Source organism: Corynebacterium sp. MSK019 (assembly GCF_030232425.1).
Taxonomy (GTDB): domain Bacteria; phylum Actinomycetota; class Actinomycetes; order Mycobacteriales; family Mycobacteriaceae; genus Corynebacterium; species Corynebacterium jeikeium_D.
Genome location: NZ_JASPJT010000003.1, coordinates 98,839 through 113,900, shown reverse-complemented (window position 1 = coordinate 113,900; position 15,062 = coordinate 98,839). Strand labels below are relative to the sequence as shown.

Annotated in this window: 14 protein-coding genes; 6 read left to right on the top strand and 8 right to left on the bottom strand. The window is 59.0% G+C overall.

Annotated elements, in window-relative coordinates; translation table 11 throughout:
• Nucleotides 1–257 precede the first annotated feature (257 nt).
• Nucleotides 258–893 (top strand): uracil phosphoribosyltransferase, encoded by a 636-nt coding sequence (gene upp / locus QP982_RS03000; protein WP_016422152.1) that lies wholly within the window; start codon nucleotides 258–260, stop codon nucleotides 891–893.
• Nucleotides 894–902: 9 nt separating this feature from the next.
• Here the strand turns inward: upp and QP982_RS02995 are convergent, their stop codons facing one another.
• Complete coding sequence (locus QP982_RS02995) at nucleotides 903–1,586, bottom strand: hypothetical protein (RefSeq protein ID WP_141744775.1); 684 nt, start codon at nucleotides 1,584–1,586, stop codon at nucleotides 903–905.
• A 196-nt stretch (nucleotides 1,587–1,782) separates the two neighbouring features.
• On the opposite strand from QP982_RS02995, the gene QP982_RS02990 reads away from it, so the two are divergent.
• The gene (locus QP982_RS02990; protein WP_070549729.1) at nucleotides 1,783–3,009 is read left to right on the top strand and encodes a M20 family metallopeptidase; all 1,227 of its coding nucleotides are present in this window, start codon (nucleotides 1,783–1,785) and stop codon (nucleotides 3,007–3,009) included.
• 75 nt (nucleotides 3,010–3,084) lie between these two features.
• Entirely contained in the window at nucleotides 3,085–4,494 is a 1,410-nt protein-coding gene (locus QP982_RS02985) for an NAD(P)H-quinone dehydrogenase (protein ID WP_038627803.1), read from the top strand.
• Between the two features lie 122 nt (nucleotides 4,495–4,616).
• On the opposite strand, the gene QP982_RS02980 is transcribed toward QP982_RS02985, so the two are convergent.
• The 4 genes from QP982_RS02980 to QP982_RS02965 all read right to left on the bottom strand — a co-directional run bounded on the left by QP982_RS02980 (nucleotide 4,617) and on the right by QP982_RS02965 (nucleotide 7,197).
• A complete protein-coding gene (locus QP982_RS02980; RefSeq protein ID WP_038627805.1) occupies nucleotides 4,617–4,895 on the bottom strand; it encodes a mycoredoxin in 279 nt (92 codons plus the stop codon).
• Nucleotides 4,896–5,034: 139 nt separating this feature from the next.
• On the bottom strand, nucleotides 5,035–5,565 hold the full coding sequence (locus tag QP982_RS02975) for a dihydrofolate reductase (protein ID WP_070545717.1): 531 nt from the start codon (nucleotides 5,563–5,565) through the stop codon (nucleotides 5,035–5,037).
• A 23-nt stretch (nucleotides 5,566–5,588) separates the two neighbouring features.
• Nucleotides 5,589–6,425: a thymidylate synthase gene (locus QP982_RS02970; RefSeq protein ID WP_070545720.1), complete on the bottom strand. Its 837-nt coding sequence runs from the start codon at nucleotides 6,423–6,425 to the stop codon at nucleotides 5,589–5,591.
• A 16-nt stretch (nucleotides 6,426–6,441) separates the two neighbouring features.
• The gene (locus QP982_RS02965; RefSeq protein ID WP_038627816.1) at nucleotides 6,442–7,197 is read right to left on the bottom strand and encodes a 3'(2'),5'-bisphosphate nucleotidase CysQ; all 756 of its coding nucleotides are present in this window, start codon (nucleotides 7,195–7,197) and stop codon (nucleotides 6,442–6,444) included.
• Between the two features lie 171 nt (nucleotides 7,198–7,368).
• Here QP982_RS02965 and QP982_RS02960 point away from each other — a divergent pair, with 171 nt between their 5' ends.
• Nucleotides 7,369–7,782, top strand: a complete 414-nt coding sequence (locus QP982_RS02960) for a YccF domain-containing protein (RefSeq protein WP_049171975.1) — start codon at nucleotides 7,369–7,371, stop codon at nucleotides 7,780–7,782.
• A 92-nt stretch (nucleotides 7,783–7,874) separates the two neighbouring features.
• On the opposite strand, the gene pgi is transcribed toward QP982_RS02960, so the two are convergent.
• Complete coding sequence (gene pgi / locus QP982_RS02955; RefSeq protein ID WP_070545722.1) at nucleotides 7,875–9,512, bottom strand: glucose-6-phosphate isomerase; 1,638 nt, start codon at nucleotides 9,510–9,512, stop codon at nucleotides 7,875–7,877.
• Nucleotides 9,513–9,736: 224 nt separating this feature from the next.
• Between pgi and QP982_RS02950 the strand changes: the two genes are divergently transcribed.
• A complete protein-coding gene (locus tag QP982_RS02950) occupies nucleotides 9,737–11,218 on the top strand; it encodes an NAD-dependent succinate-semialdehyde dehydrogenase (protein WP_070429817.1) in 1,482 nt (493 codons plus the stop codon).
• Between the two features lie 22 nt (nucleotides 11,219–11,240).
• Here QP982_RS02950 and QP982_RS02945 read toward each other — a convergent pair whose 3' ends face one another.
• Complete coding sequence (locus tag QP982_RS02945; protein ID WP_049171980.1) at nucleotides 11,241–11,615, bottom strand: chorismate mutase; 375 nt, start codon at nucleotides 11,613–11,615, stop codon at nucleotides 11,241–11,243.
• Between the two features lie 65 nt (nucleotides 11,616–11,680).
• On the opposite strand from QP982_RS02945, the gene QP982_RS02940 reads away from it, so the two are divergent.
• Nucleotides 11,681–14,380 carry a UvrD-helicase domain-containing protein gene (locus QP982_RS02940; protein ID WP_016422162.1) on the top strand — a complete coding sequence of 900 codons (2,700 nt, stop codon included), beginning with the start codon at nucleotides 11,681–11,683 and terminating at the stop codon, nucleotides 14,378–14,380.
• Nucleotides 14,381–14,447: 67 nt separating this feature from the next.
• Here the strand turns inward: QP982_RS02940 and QP982_RS02935 are convergent, their stop codons facing one another.
• The gene (locus QP982_RS02935; RefSeq protein WP_038627827.1) at nucleotides 14,448–14,939 is read right to left on the bottom strand and encodes a hotdog fold domain-containing protein; all 492 of its coding nucleotides are present in this window, start codon (nucleotides 14,937–14,939) and stop codon (nucleotides 14,448–14,450) included.
• Nucleotides 14,940–15,062: the final 123 nt, after the last annotated feature.

The following is a 15,062-nucleotide window of genomic DNA, read 5'->3' as shown; positions in this document are numbered from 1 at the left end:
CGGCCTCTCTAGGAAATTCGCGTGTGGTTCAACACTCAGTGCTGTGGCAGAACGGCTAGCGGGGTTCGGACGGCGACTGAGTGGCAAGTGGTTTGGTAGTAGGCGGACTTGTGCAAATAGGGCGCAGTAAATAGCCCTCGTATTGTTAGGCGCGAAAAAGGCCGATTCGGTTCCATTTTTTTTGGGGAACGCGTTTTCAGAAATTTGCTTTTGCCGGCACCAGAGCAGCAAAAGCAAAGCAATGTATTTTGGAAGGCATGGAGATTACCGTTGTCAACCATCCCTTGGCACAGTCACGTTTGACCATTCTGCGCGACGCGCGCACTGATAACGCGGGCTTCCGTGCGGCACTCGCCGATCTGGGCGCAATGCTGATTTACGAGGCAAGCCGGGAGCTGCCCGTCGATAACTTCGATGTTCAGACCCCAATCACTACCGCGCCGGGTTACCGTCTGCAGGATCCGCCGATTATTGTTCCCGTCATTCGTGCGGGTCTTGGCATGATTGATCCGTCGCTGTCGATGATTCCGGATGCGCAGGTGGGCTTTATTGGCTTGGCTCGTAATGAGGAAACCCATGAGCCGGTGCCGTACCTCGAGGCGCTACCGGAGGATCTGTCCGGGCGCACTGTCTTCCTGGTCGACCCAATGCTGGCAACCGGCGGTTCACTGCTGCATGCCCTGAAGCTGTTGGTGGATCGCGGCGCGGACAACATCACGGCCGTGTGCATCATTTCCGCACAGCAGGGTGTCGACGCCTTGAAGGAATCCGGTTTCCCGGTGCGTCTTGTCACCACAGTGGTGGACCCGGATCTTAACGAGGATGCCTACATCGTGCCGGGGTTGGGAGATGCGGGCGACCGCCTCTACGGTCCCCGCAACATTGATCTTTAAATTGATCTCTTAGGCAGTTCCCCAGGCTTCTGCCGCGTACTTCTTGACGACCTCGTTGTCCTTGGTCACAAGAACTCCGTCGGGGGACATCTGGTACTTGTACGAGCCGTTTTGTGCAACAACGCGGTCGCCCTCATCGACGATGATGTCCATCGATCCGGAACCCTGTGGTGTATCCGAGCGGTAGTACTTCTCGCCGGAGCGCGTCTCACAAGCAGCAGCCTTAATTCCCTGTTCAGCGGCGATAACAGCAAAGGCGCGGTCACCGTTGTCGCAGCGTGCGGAGCTGCCCACGAAGCCCAGGCCGTCTAGGTCGGAGCGGCCAGTGCCGAAGTCCTGCCCCTCCGGAGCTGATGTCGGCTCTGAGCTCGTCGTCGTGGATGGCGAAGACGTGGTGCTCGGCGTCGACGACGAGGACGATGTCGAAGTGCTCGGCGTGCTTGACGACGTCTCGGAGGACTTCGACGTAGTTGTGGTCGTGGTGGTCGTCTTGCTCGTAGAAGTCGAACTCGTCGAGGACGGCGGTGTCGAACTGGGCGACGTCGGCTGCGAGGAGGAGGGGACCTCCGGACGCTGGGGCTCATCACTATTGTTCAGCGACAGGCCGATGGCGATGCCGATGACGACCACGAGTGCGGTGGCCACGATGATGATGGGGATGCTGAGAGACTTAGGTGTGCCATTGCCGGACATGCCTATTATCATCGCAGACTTCCTCAAAATGTGAAACATCTGATAATTGAAGAGGCCAAAGTTAAAGAAGTGACTCCTGGTCATGCGTACGTCTGGCGCTGACATTCAAGCGCTTGCCGGCCACTGCTGTCGCTGGCGCAGTCGTCGGTAGGCCTCTTGTTACGGCCTGTCGATGGAGCGCTTACACTGGAGAGTTGTGATTGAGGAGTTTATTAAGCACTGGTGGGCCGAGCACGCGAACGAGATTCTCGAGTGGCGGCGGCATCTTCATGCGCACCCAGAGCTATCTCACATGGAGCACGCCACCACGGCTTTTGTGGAGGAGAAGCTGCGTGCTGCAGGGCTGAAACCAGTGCTGTTTCCCAACACCGGCCTGATGGTCGACATTGGTGAAGACGAACTCGCCGGTAGCGAAGCCGGAGGTGAACTCCCGGGACGTCTCGCTTTCCGCGGTGATATCGACGCGCTTCCAATTACAGAGAGCACGGGGCTGGAGTTTGCCAGCACCAATGACGGCGTCATGCATGCCTGCGGGCATGATTTCCACACCGCGATCACGCTCGCGACGGCACTGGCTATGGCTGAGTACCACGAAAAGCACACGTTGCCGACGCCGCTGCGTTTCATTTTCCAACCCGCCGAGGAGGTCATGGTTGGCGGTGCACCCGAGGTTATCGCTGCCGGTGCGCTCAATGGCGTTGAGCGTATTTTTGCCGTCCATTGTGAGCCGAAGCTGCGCGTAGGTCACGTCGGCGTTCGAACAGGTGCCATCACCTCTGCGGCCGACACGCTGGAGATTCAGGTGCATGGCCCGGGCGGGCATACCTCCCGTCCGCAGATGACAGCCGATGTTGTCTATGCACTGGGTAAATTGATTGTAGATTTGCCGGGCTTGCTGTCGCGACGCGTCGATCCTCGTACAGGCACCGTGCTGACGTTCGGCTCCGTTCACTCCGGGTACGCGCACAACGCGATTCCGTCGGAAGGCAGCGTCAGTGGCACCCTGCGCACCGCGGACATCAAGACCTGGCGCGACATCGATCCACTGGTGCGCGAACTGATTGAACAGGTCCTCGCTCCGACCGGCGCCGATTGCACCATCAACTACGAGCGTGGCGTGCCGCCTGTGCTTAACGACGAATACTGCACCGCCCTGATTGCGGAAGCGGTGCGACGAGTGGACGAGAATGCTGTCATTCAGGCCCCACAGTCGTCCGGCGGCGAGGACTTCGGTTGGTATCTCGAGCACGTCCCGGGTGCGATGGCTCGTCTGGGCTGCTGGTCCGGTCGTGGAGACAAGCACGATTTGCACCGAGATGATCTAATCGTGGACGAGCGTTGCCTGGGCGTTGGTGTGAAACTCTTCGCTGGCATCGTCGCACGCTATGAGGATGGCGCGCAGTCAACCATGACTGTCCGTTAGACTATTGGGGCAAAGCGGGGAAAACGCCTCCCGCGGTAGTTACATTGTGATATCCACGGCAACTTTGGAGGATTTGTGGCACAGAGGATCGTAATCATTGGCGGCGGCCCAGCCGGCTACGAAGCAGCGCTGGTTGGCGCCAAGTACGGTGCTGAAGTCACTGTGGTTGAGGATGCCGGTATGGGCGGTTCTTCCGTCCTGTGGGATTGCGTTCCCTCTAAGGCCTTCATCGCGGCGACGGGCGTTCGTACCGATATGCGCCGTGCGGACGAGATGGGTCTTCGCCCGGACTTCTCCCAGCGTAAAATCGACTTCACTGCGGTCAACGAGCGCGTTAAGCGCCTGGCGCAGCAGCAGTCTGACGATGTTCGCGCACAGATGGAGCGCGAGGGCATCAAAATGCTGCAGGGCCGCGGTCGTCTCGATGACCACGACCCGGGCCGTGTAACTCACTACGTCACCGTCGACTTGCTCGAGGGCGGCGAGGTCACTCTTGAAGCCGACCTGGTGCTGGTCTGCACCGGTGCGTCCCCACGTATTCTGCCGGGTGCAATTCCTGATGGTGACCGTATTTTGACCTGGCGTCAGGTTTACGAACTGGAGGAGCTGCCGGAGCACCTCATTGTGGTCGGTTCTGGTGTTACCGGTGCTGAGTTCGTATCCTCGTTCACCGAGTTGGGTGTGAAGGTCACCATGGTCGCTTCGCGTGACCGTATCCTGCCGCACGAGGATGCTGACGCTGCAGATGCCCTGGAGGAGGTCCTGCTGGAGCGCGGTGTGGACGTTGTGAAGAACGCCCGCTGTGATCTTGTCGAACGCACTGAGGACGGCGGCGTTCGCGTCGTCACTTCCGACGGCCGTGAGGTCTTCGGCTCCCACGCGTTGATGACCGTCGGATCGATTCCGAACACTGCGGATATGGGTCTGGACGCAAGTGGTGTGAAAATGACCCCGTCTGGCCACATTCACGTTGACCGTGTTTCCCGCACCAACGTGCCGGGTATCTACGCTGCCGGTGACTGCACCGACTTGTTCCCGCTGGCTTCCGTTGCAGCTATGCAAGGTCGTATTGCGATGTACCACGCCCTCGGTGAAGGTGTTTCGCCAATTCGCCTGCGCACCGTTTCCTCGGCAGTGTTCACCCGCCCGGAGATTGCGACTGTTGGTGTCTCCCAGGCTCAGATTGAGTCCGGTGAGGTCTCCGCTCGTGTTGAGGTTTTCCCGCTGGCAGGTAACCCGCGTGCGAAGATGCGCTCGCTGCGCCACGGCTTCGTCAAGCTGTTCTGCCGTAAGAATTCCGGCATGATTATCGGTGGTGTGGTGGTCGCTCCGACCGCCTCGGAGCTGATTCTGCCAATTGCTGTGTGTGTCTCCAACCAGCTCACCGTCGATGACCTGGCAAGCTCCTTCTCTGTCTACCCGTCGCTGTCTGGCTCGATTACTGAGGCTGCTCGTCAGCTGATGGCACACGACGATCTGGACTAATGCTGGTATCGCGACTGGCAACATGACCGGCCGCACTCGTAATTAAAACAAGCCGAGCCCCGAAAGTGGGGCTCGGCTTTTTGGCTGTGCAATAAGAACGTACCGATGCGCTTATGCTGCGCTTACTTGCTGGAGAGTTCAGCGTACTTAGCGGTGACTTCCTCCACAGACGGATTCGTGGCGTGCTCGCCATCGGAGTACAGCACAGTCGGCACAACGCGGTTGCCGTCATTGACGGACTCAACCCACTTCGAAAGGTCGTCGTGCTTTTCGACGTCCCAAGCCTCAAACGGAGTGCCGTTTTCCTTCAGGCCAGCAATGAGGTTCTGGCAGAAAGGGCACCAGGCCGCAGCGTAAATGGTCACGTGTTCGGTGGTCTGTGGAGTCTTCACATCAGTCATACTTAGTCCAACGCGCGGACCAAGGCCGATATTCCATTGCGCAATACGTCCGCCGGGCAGTAGCCCCACCTCAGAGCCTTGCTCGGCACCCTTCCCAGATGCTCTTCGGAGGCTTTCCTTCCGAGGCTTTTAAAGGAAGCTAATCCTCTAGACGCCGCCACGTGCAGAAGCGGTAGCGTAGGCCGGTCGTTGACGTCTGCCACGGGCCATCCTCGACACGAACCCAGTCGTAGAGGTCGGGAGCCATGACCGGTACCGGGACATTGACATCAGTATCAATGTCGGTGACCACGCATTCGTCGGCAAGCGAAAGTGCATCGCGATAGACACGTCCGCCCCCGATAATCCATGCTGCGGGCTCGTCGGCGACGGCTGCGAGTGCCGCTTCGAGGCTGGCTGCGGATTCAGCGCCGGGGAAATCGGACACGGAGCGCGAAAGGACGATGTTTCGACGACCCGGGAGTGGACGGAACTTGGGATTCAGCGAGTCCCACGTGCGACGCCCCATGATGACTGGTGCGCCCATCGTCGTTGTTTTGAAATGCTGAAGATCTTCAGGCAGATGCCAGGGCATAGTCGCGCCGTCGCCGATAATGCCGGCCCGAGACTGCGCCCAAATCATCCCTACAAACGGGGGCTTTGCGCTGGTGGAAGCGGTGGACTCGTTCATGTCGACACTCACCTTTCGCTGACTTAGACAGCCACCTGACCGCGAATCAGAGGATGCGGGTCGTAGCCGATGACCTCGATGTCCTCGTAAGCGTAGTCGAAAATGCTGTCGGCCTTCCGAAGCTTCAGCGTGGGGTAGGGGCGTGGCTCACGGGAGACCTGCAGTTCGCACTGTTCAATGTGGTTGTCGTAGATGTGGCAATCACCACCGGTCCAGATGAACTCACCAACGTCCAAGCCCGCCTGCTGCGCCATCATGTGCGTCAACAGTGCATAGGAAGCGATGTTAAATGGCACGCCCAGGAACATGTCCGCGCTGCGCTGGTAGAGCTGGCAGCTGAGCTTGCCATCTGCGACGTAGAACTGGAACAGCAGATGGCATGGCGGCAGCGCCATATTGGAAATCTCGGAGACATTCCATGCGCTGACGATGTTGCGGCGGCTATCCGGGTTGGACTTCAAAGTCTCCAGCGCCTGTGCAATCTGGTCGATGTGGTGCCCATCCGGAGTGGGCCAGGAGCGCCACTGCACGCCATAGACCGGGCCGAGGTCGCCGTTGTTGTCTGCCCACTCATCCCAAATAGTCACTCCGCGGTCCTGGAGCCACCGGACGTTCGAATCGCCGCGGAGGAACCACAGCAGCTCGTACACGATGGACTTCAGGTGCACCTTCTTAGTGGTGATCAGTGGGAAGCCCTCGTTCAGATCAAAGCGCAGCTGGCGGCCGAACACTGAGCGAGTGCCCGTGCCAGTGCGGTCTGATTTAGCTGCTCCGTCAGCGAGAATTTCGCGCAGCAAATCCTCGTACGGAGTCTGAATGCCCTGATGAGCCTGTGTTGTGATGTCAGTGGAGTCGGTCATAGCCGCCCTAGCTTACCTACTTCTGCTCTTGATTCTTGAATTCCTTCACCGCTGCCAGAATCTCCTCCGACAGGTCCGGTCGGCAGAACAGCATATCCGGCAGGAAAGTATCGACATTATTGTAGGTCGGCGCGGAGCCGTCTAGGCGGCTGACATGCAAACCGGCGGACTTAGCGACACCAACCGGCGCTGCCGAATCCCACTCGTACTGACCACCGTCGTGGATGTAGGCGTCGTAGTCACCGAGCAGTACGTGCATTGCCTTCGCACCAGCGGAGCCCATCTCTACCAGCTCCATGCCCAGCTTGTCAGCGACGTACTTTGCCACAGCCGGTGGGCGAGTACGCGATACGACAATCTTGCCCGCACGCGGCCCCTGGACAGCCTTGGCCTCACCCGTGTGGAAAACCTGGCCGTGATCCGGCAGACCAACAGCAGCGTGGGTCGGCTGACCGTCCTCTACCAGAGCGACATGAACTGCCCAGTCCTGGCGGCCCGAAGCGAACTCACGCGTGCCATCGAGTGGGTCAATAATCCACACCCGCTTTGAGTCCAGGCGCTCACGGTTATCCGCGGCTTCCTCCGACAGCAGTCCGTCGTCCGGACGGTGCTGCTCCAGTACGCGGGCAATCCACTCCTGTGCCAGTGCGTCGCCGGCATCTCCCAGAATGCGGCCACGCAGCAGGCCTACGTTGCGGACACCCTTGAGAATTTCACTGGCGCCCACGGCAAGTCGATAGGCAAGAACATCATCTTCAATGTAGGCAGACATGACTTAGATACTATTAGCTTTTTCCCAACCCCGCTTTGCGACGGGATGCCGCGCCCCATCCTCACCGCATCCGAGTGGCTCCATGGGCTTAATGCCTCACTTTGCGCAGGCGTTAGGTGAGCTGCGCTAACTCCAGATGCCGACTACGCATCCTGACTAGACTTAAGTGGCATGAAGACCTTGCTGAATATCATTTGGCTGTTGTTCGGTGGCCTGTGGCTTGCTTTGGGCTACATTTTCTTCGGCGTTCTTGCCTGTATTTTGATTGTCACAATTCCCGCTGGTGTGGCCTCGTTCCGCATGGCTTCTTATGCACTGTGGCCGTTCGGACGCTCCGTGGTGGAGCGTTCCGGACGGGGCGCGGTCGGTGCCGTTAGTGCCGGTGTGATGAATGTAATCTGGTTCCTCATCGCCGGTCTGTGGCTGGCCATCGGTCACATCATGACTGCGGCGGCGCAGGCTGTCACCATCGTTGGAATTCCACTGGCGGTGGCCAACGTCAAGATGATTCCGGTGACCTGCTTCCCATTCGGCAAGGACATTGTGAAGGGCTACCGTGTGGACGGCTACGCGGTGAAGATTTAGAGGGATACAAATAACAACAGCCCGCCCGCAGCGAGAATCAGTTCAAGCCGAGGGCGGACTGTTAGTTATCTAGGCCAGTTGGCCAGAAGACGTTAGCGCTTGTCGCGGTACCAGGTCAGCAGCGCATCGGTGGAGGCATCGCCCGAATCCGGTGCAACTTCACCGGTAACAGCAGGCAGTAGGTCGCCAGCCTGCTGCTTGCCCAGCTCGACGCCCCACTGGTCGAAGGAGTTCAGGCCCCAAACAATGCCCTCGACGAAGGTGATGTGCTCGTAGAGTGCAATCAGCGCACCGACAGCGTCCGGGGTCAGTTCCTCGGCCATGATGGTCGTGGTCGGACGGTTACCTGGCATGACCTTGTGCTCTACGAGTTCCTCGGCAACGCCCTCTGCGCGAATTTCTTCTGCGGTCTTACCGAAGGCCAGCACCTTGGTCTGTGCGAAGAAGTTACTCATCAGTAGGTCGTGCATAGAACCTTCGCCGGAAGCCGTCGGCAGATCCTGGCGTGGACGGGCAAAGCCGATGAAGTCAGCCGGAACTAGGCGAGTTCCCTGGTGAAGGAGCTGGAAGAAAGCGTGCTGGCCGTTCGTTCCCGGCTCACCCCAGAAGATTTCTCCGGTGTTGTAGTCCACCCTCTTGCCGTCGGTACGCACGGACTTACCGTTCGATTCCATGGTGAGCTGCTGAAGGTACGCCGGGAAGCGAGAGAGATCTTCAGAGTAGGGCAGCACGGCATGCGACTGAGCGTCGAGGAAGTTTGAGTACCAGACATTCAGCATGCCCATCAGTACCGGCACGTTCTGCTCCAGCGGAGCGTTGAGGAAGTGCTCATCCATTGCGCGGAAGCCCTGCAGGAAGCGCATGAAGTCCATCGGACCAACGACGGCCATGATGGACAGGCCGATGGCGGAGTCGACGGAGTAGCGGCCGCCGACCCAGTCCCAGAAGCCAAACATGTTCTCAGTGTCGATGCCGAATTCGGCGACCTTTTCGGCATTCGTGGAAACGGCGACGAAGTGCTTGGCGACGGCATCTTCGCTACCCAGCTGCTGGATAAGCCAGCGGCGAGCTGCGTGAGCGTTGGAGAGCGTCTCCTGCGTGGTGAAGGTCTTGGAAGCGACGATAAACAGCGTGGACTCCGGATCGACCTCATCCAGAACCGCATGTAGATCAGATGGGTCAACGTTAGAGACAAAGCGGGCATCAATGCCGGCAGTGGCGTAGGTGCGCAGCGCCTTGGTCACCATTGCCGGGCCCAAGTCGGAGCCACCGATGCCGATGTTGACCACAGTCTTAATAGTGTGACCCGTGTATCCCAGCCAGTCTCCACTGCGGAGGCTGCGAGCAAAGTCGCGCATGCGGCCGAGCACCTCATGCACGTCGGCAGCAACATCCTGGTCGCCGACGGTCAGATTTTCCTCTGCTGGCAGGCGCAGCGCTGTGTGCAGCACGGAGCGGTTTTCAGTGGTGTTGATCTTGTCACCGCGGAACATCTTCTCGCGTGCTTCTTCGATGCCAGCGGCGCGAGCGAGCTCAACCAGCTCGGCAAAACCGTCGAGGCACATCAAGTTCTTGGAAAGGTCAACGTGGAGAGTGCCCGCATCGAAAGTCAGCTTCTCAGTGCGGCCATCTTCATTGGCGAAAAGCTCACGCAGCGAGGTGGCGCGAACATTGTCCACGCGCTTAGCCAGCTGAGCCCACTGTTCGGTTGCGGTGATATCTACAGTCATTCCTGCTCCCAGGTGAGTTTTGACGAAATGCACTTTATACCTCCCCAGACTAGTTGCGTTTTGGCGCTCTCGCCGGGCGACAGTATTCGATCAGGCGTGACCACAATCTGCTGGCAGCTCGATTCCGCGGTGCCTATGCTCCGCCTATGCGCCGACCATCCGTCGACTATCCGCCACCTACGAGTCCCTAGCCCGCTTCAGCAAAGGCACCTACCCTGGAAAATATGACTGATTTCACCCCTGATTACGACAACATCCTCAAAGATGTCCCCACAGGCCTTCTCCTCGGCGGCGAGTTCCGTCCCGCGTCGAATGGTGAGACCTTCGATGTCGTTAACCCCGCGACAGATAAGCCGCTGGTCCAGGTCGCCTCCGCCACAGAGGAGGACGCCAGGCAGGCGCTTGACGACGCCGTCGCAGCCCAGAAGGAGTGGAAGGTAACCCCGCCCCGCAAGCGCAGCGAGATTCTTTACCGCGCTTTTGAACTCATCCGTCGGGATGCAGACAAGTTGGCCCAGCTGCAGTCCCTGGAGATGGGCCGTGCGTTGCCGGATTCCAAGGCTGAGGTCGGCTACGGTGGCGAGTTTTTTCGTTGGTTCGCTGAGGAGGCCGTGCGTATCTCCGGCGATTACCGAATTTCTCCGAGCGGAACCTCGCGCGTCGCGGTGATTAAGCAGCCGGTCGGCCCGGCTTTGGCTATTACGCCGTGGAATTTCCCGCTGGCTATGGGTACCCGCAAGATCGCCCCGGCACTCGCCGCCGGCTGCCCGGTCATTATTAAGCCGGCGTCCAAAACTCCGCTGACCATGCTCTACCTGGGCAAACTGCTTATCGAAGCCGGTGTCCCCGCAGGCGTAATCTCCGTGCTGCCAACAGGACACTCAGCCAACGTTTCGGCCCTGCTTTCCGATGACCGCCTGCGCAAGTTCACCTTCACCGGTTCCACCGAAGTTGGCCAGATGCTCGCTGCGAAGGCCGCGGAAACTTCGATGAAAGTTTCCCTTGAGCTCGGCGGGAATGCTCCGTTTGTCATTCTCTCTGATGGTGATGTTGATAAGGCTGTGCAGGCAGTCAGTGACGCCAAGCTCCGCAATGGCGGCCAGGTGTGTATCGCCCCGAATCGCTTTATTGTTCATGAATCCAAGAAGGATGCGTTCGTCGAAGGCGTCGTCAAGCGTTTTGCGGAGCTGAAGTTGGGCGAGGGTACCGATCCGGCGACGGACCTTGGGCCACTCGCGCTGCGTGATCAACAGGAAAAGGTTCGTGATCTGGTTGACGATGCGGTCAAGCGCGGTGCGAAAGTAGAGTGCGGCGGCAAGATCCCAGATCTCGGCGGCGCGCTTTCCGACGGCTACTTCTTCGAGCCCACAGTTCTGACCGATGTGCCCGAGGATGCGGATATTGTCCGCGAAGAGATTTTCGGTCCGGTGGTTGCAGTGACAACCTTCACGGACGATGAGCACGCGATTGAGCAGGCAAATGACACGATCTTTGGTCTGGCGGCGTATGTGTTCAGTGAGAACCTGACCAAGGCACTTGGTGCGGCAGAGGCATTGGAGTCCGGCATGGTTGCGGTCAATAAGGGCTCGCTGTCGGACCCGTCGGCGCCGTTCGGTGGTGTCAAGCAGTCCGGTCTTGGCCGTGAGGGCGGCTTCACCGGTATCAATGAGTTCCTAGAGGAAAAGCTGATTTCCCTGGAAGGCTAGCAGGACAGGTAGCTGGCGAGGGTTAGCCCAGGCGACCGCGTCCCATGCGCAGCAGCGCCGACGCGATTGCCGGGCCCTCTGGGCCAAGTGCGTCGCGGAACTCGTTGATGATCTGCACCTCTCGGCCGTGCACGAGACGCGTGCCGCCAGATCCCAGGCGGGTTTTGCCGACGGCCTTACTGATTGCGGTGCGGCGTTGAATGGCATCGATAATCAGCCCGTCAAGGCGGTTGATTTCCTTGCGGTACTGTTCGATCTCCGCGGAGCTCAACGGGTCATCGGTACCGGTGGGGGTGCGGACTTCAAAAGGGGATACTGCCGCCGCCTGCTGGCTGTGCTCGGCGCCGTCGGTGTTGTCGGTGTGTGCGGCGCGAGTGTCCGCAGGGTTTTCGCTCATAGTTCTTATTGTGCCAAAGGATTCGAACAGTCCAATCCGGGGGCTCGGCTACTGTAGTAGCCATCATGGGAAATGAAACTGGAATGCTGTTCGGGTCCTTCAATGCTGACGATGGACGTAGTGGCGATAGCCATGCTGGTTCGAACCACGGTGAGGCGGGCGGTGCTACGCCTGGCCGTGGTGGGTTCGGCCACTTCGCCAGCGCTGGTAGCAATAGCGCACCGAGTGACGCTGCCAGCTTTGGCGGCGGTTTTGGCGGTGGCTTCGAGCCCAGTTTTGATTCAGAGTCGCTGCTAGAGGGGCTTAATCCGCAGCAGCGCCAAGCAGTGGAGCACATTGGTTCACCACTGTTGATTGTGGCTGGAGCGGGTTCAGGAAAGACATCTGTGCTGACGCGCAGGATTGCATACCTGATCGGTGCGCGTGGGGTCCTGCCAAGCCAAATTTTGGCTATTACCTTTACCAATAAGGCCGCAGCCGAGATGCGCGAGCGTGTGGCGGGACTGGTCGGTGACCAGGCGCGGCGTATGTGGGTGTCCACGTTCCACTCCATGTGTGTGCGCATACTGCGCATGCAGCATGCGCTAGTACCGGGGCTTAATTCCAATTTCTCTATTTATGATTCGGACGACTCCCGGCGTTTGCTGTCCATTATCGCTAAGGACATGGACCTAGATGCCAAGAAGTTCACCGGCCGCGTGCTCTCGTCGCGTATCTCCAATCTCAAGAATGAGTTGATTGACCCGGAGAAGGCCCTCGCGGACGCGTCGACGACGCGCAATCCTTTTGATGACGTCGTTGCACGGGTTTACCTGGAGTACCAGACCAGGCTACGGGCGGCTAATGCCGTGGACTTTGACGATCTAATCGGTGAGGTCGTTCGGATTTTCACCAATCACCCGCAGGTTGCAGAGTATTACCGTCGCCGTTTCCGGCATGTGTTGGTGGACGAATACCAGGACACCAACCATGCGCAGTATGTTTTGGTCTCGACGCTCGTCGGCAAGCCCGGTGGAGATGTGCCTCCGAGTGAGCTGTGTGTGGTGGGCGATTCGGACCAGTCCATTTATGCCTTCCGTGGTGCGACTATTCGCAATATTGAGGAGTTTGAGAAGGACTATCCGGAGGCCACGTCGATTCTGCTGGAGCAAAACTATCGCTCGACGCAGACGATTCTGTCGGCGGCCAATGCGTTGATTGCGCGCAATGAGAACCGCCGGGAGAAGAAGCTGTGGACCGATCTCGGTGAGGGCGGCAAGATCAAGGGCTACGTGGCGGACAATGAGCACGATGAGGCTCGGTTTATCGCTAACGAGATTGAGCAATTGGTCGACTACGGGCCGTACTCGTATTCAGATGTGGCGATTTTCTACCGCACCAATAATTCCTCCCGTGCGCTAGAGGATGTCTTCATTCGTATGGGCGTTCCGTACACGGTGGTTGGTGGCACCAGGTTCTATGAGCGTAAGGAAGTACGCGATATTGTCGCCTACCTGCGCGTTATTGAGAACTTCGACGATGATGTTTCGCTGCGTCGCATTATCAATACGCCGCGCCGCGGAATCGGTGACCGTGCGGTGGCTCATGTGTCGCTCTATGCCGAGGACGAGAGGTGCTCGTTCGGCACGGCGCTACGTGCCGTAGCGGAGGGTAAGGTTCCGGCGGTGGCGGCGCGGAGTCGAAACGCGATGGCGGCGTTCGTCGAGATGATTGATGGCTTGGCGGCGGATATGGCATCCGGTGAACTGGCCGATATCGGTGATTTGGTCAACGCGATTATTGATCGCAGTGGGTACAAGTCGGAGCTCGAGCGCTCCAATGATCCGCAAGATGCCACGCGCCTGGACAACCTCAATGAGCTCGTCAGCGTTGCGCGGGAGTTCTCTGCAGAGGCGCGGATGATGTCGTCGGTGGATATTAGCGCTGATGTAAATGAAGGCTCTGGCGCTGCAGCTGATGCTGAAAGCGGTGCTGATACTAGTGGCGAGTCCGAGGTGGAATCTGGAATCGCGAATGACCTCGCGCGTGATTTCGCGGCCGACTTCGACAACGATGGGGAAGCGGAACCGGGAAGTCTGCAGGCATTCCTCGAGCGAGTTTCTCTGGTGGCCGATGCGGATCAGATTCCGGATGATGACACCGGTGTAGTGACGTTGATGACGCTACATACGGCTAAGGGCCTGGAGTTTCCGGTGGTATTTCTCATTGGCTGGGAAGACGGACTGTTCCCGCACCTGCGCGCCCTGGGCGATCCGAAGGAGCTGGCTGAAGAGCGACGTCTGGCCTATGTGGGTATTACCCGAGCTCGCAAGCAGCTGTATCTCACGCGCGCTGTGACTCGGTCCTCGTGGGGTTCGCCGCAGAATAATCCGCCTTCACGTTTCCTGGGGGAAGTCCCAAGCGACCTGATCGATTGGCTGCGCGAGGCTCCGGCTCGCAGCTGGGGCGCCGGTTCTGGTGGTTTTGGTTCTGGTGGCTACGGCGCGGGCAGCGCGTTTGGTCGTGGCCATGGTGCCTCGTCGGGCTTCGGTTCCAGCTCGGGCTTCGGCTCTGGTGGATCCTCTAACTCTGGTGCGTCATCCCGAAAGAAGAATCAGGTCTTGCACCTAGAGCCCGGTGACAAGGTTGTTCACGACAAGTACGGCTTAGGCACTGTGCTTGAGGTCCAAGGGGCCGCGCCCCGGGCAACTGCGATGATTGACTTTGGATCCGCAGGTAAGGTCCGCATGATGCTTATCGGCGGCGTGCCCATGGAGAAGTTGTAAAAGAACAACCACCGCCCGACTGGCCGTCCCTACCCGCGGCCGTGCACGTGCCACTATCGCGTGGAGGCTACTTAGGCTTCTTCGCTGTCACCCAGCAGTTGATGGTGGCATCTTGTACTTCGGTGCCGTTGGCATCGGTCAGCACGATGTGGACGGGAAAATCTACCCCACCAGTCTCCGGTGTGATGGTGGAGAAGTCCGGCAACTCAGCCTTGGCCACAGCCGTCAGGCCACCAACGGAGATGCGCTTGTAGTTCGTCGTCATGCCCTTTGGAACCCAGCGATGCGTTGTCGGTACGCTGGCCTCACAGAGCATGCCCATCGCGAATTCAGCGAGGTTACACGCAGCAATCGCATGCACGGACTTAATGTGATTACGCACGCCCCACCAAGCGGGCATGCGCGCTACCGCCAGTCCAGGCTGCATCGTCTCTAGCTTGGGACAGATTGTGCGGAAATATGGCGCCGTCAATGCGGCGGTTAAGGAAAATAGACGCTTGCCGACGACTGGAGTCGCAGCCAACTTCTTCCACATGCGGAATGTTTGAGTCTCTGCCATGTGTCAAGAGTAAAGCCCCAGTACCGGCGGCGATGCCGGTTTCTGAAAAATTTAATCAGGGGAGGCTTGCAGCCGCGGTCAAACAGGGGCCGGTGCACAGGTAGGGCCTTCGCAGAGCGGCCA

Coding starts and splice junctions, on each gene's coding strand:
- upp (WP_016422152.1), top strand. CDS start 258: ATGGAGATTACCGTTGTCAACCATCCCTTGGCACAGTCACGTTTGACC.
- QP982_RS02995 (WP_141744775.1), bottom strand. CDS start 1,586: ATGTCCGGCAATGGCACACCTAAGTCTCTCAGCATCCCCATCATCATC.
- QP982_RS02980 (WP_038627805.1), bottom strand. CDS start 4,895: ATGACTGATGTGAAGACTCCACAGACCACCGAACACGTGACCATTTAC.
- QP982_RS02975 (WP_070545717.1), bottom strand. CDS start 5,565: ATGAACGAGTCCACCGCTTCCACCAGCGCAAAGCCCCCGTTTGTAGGG.
- QP982_RS02970 (WP_070545720.1), bottom strand. CDS start 6,425: ATGACCGACTCCACTGACATCACAACACAGGCTCATCAGGGCATTCAG.
- QP982_RS02965 (WP_038627816.1), bottom strand. CDS start 7,197: ATGTCTGCCTACATTGAAGATGATGTTCTTGCCTATCGACTTGCCGTG.
- QP982_RS02960 (WP_049171975.1), top strand. CDS start 7,369: ATGAAGACCTTGCTGAATATCATTTGGCTGTTGTTCGGTGGCCTGTGG.
- pgi (WP_070545722.1), bottom strand. CDS start 9,512: ATGACTGTAGATATCACCGCAACCGAACAGTGGGCTCAGCTGGCTAAG.
- QP982_RS02950 (WP_070429817.1), top strand. CDS start 9,737: ATGACTGATTTCACCCCTGATTACGACAACATCCTCAAAGATGTCCCC.
- QP982_RS02945 (WP_049171980.1), bottom strand. CDS start 11,615: ATGAGCGAAAACCCTGCGGACACTCGCGCCGCACACACCGACAACACC.
- QP982_RS02940 (WP_016422162.1), top strand. CDS start 11,681: ATGGGAAATGAAACTGGAATGCTGTTCGGGTCCTTCAATGCTGACGAT.
- QP982_RS02935 (WP_038627827.1), bottom strand. CDS start 14,939: ATGGCAGAGACTCAAACATTCCGCATGTGGAAGAAGTTGGCTGCGACT.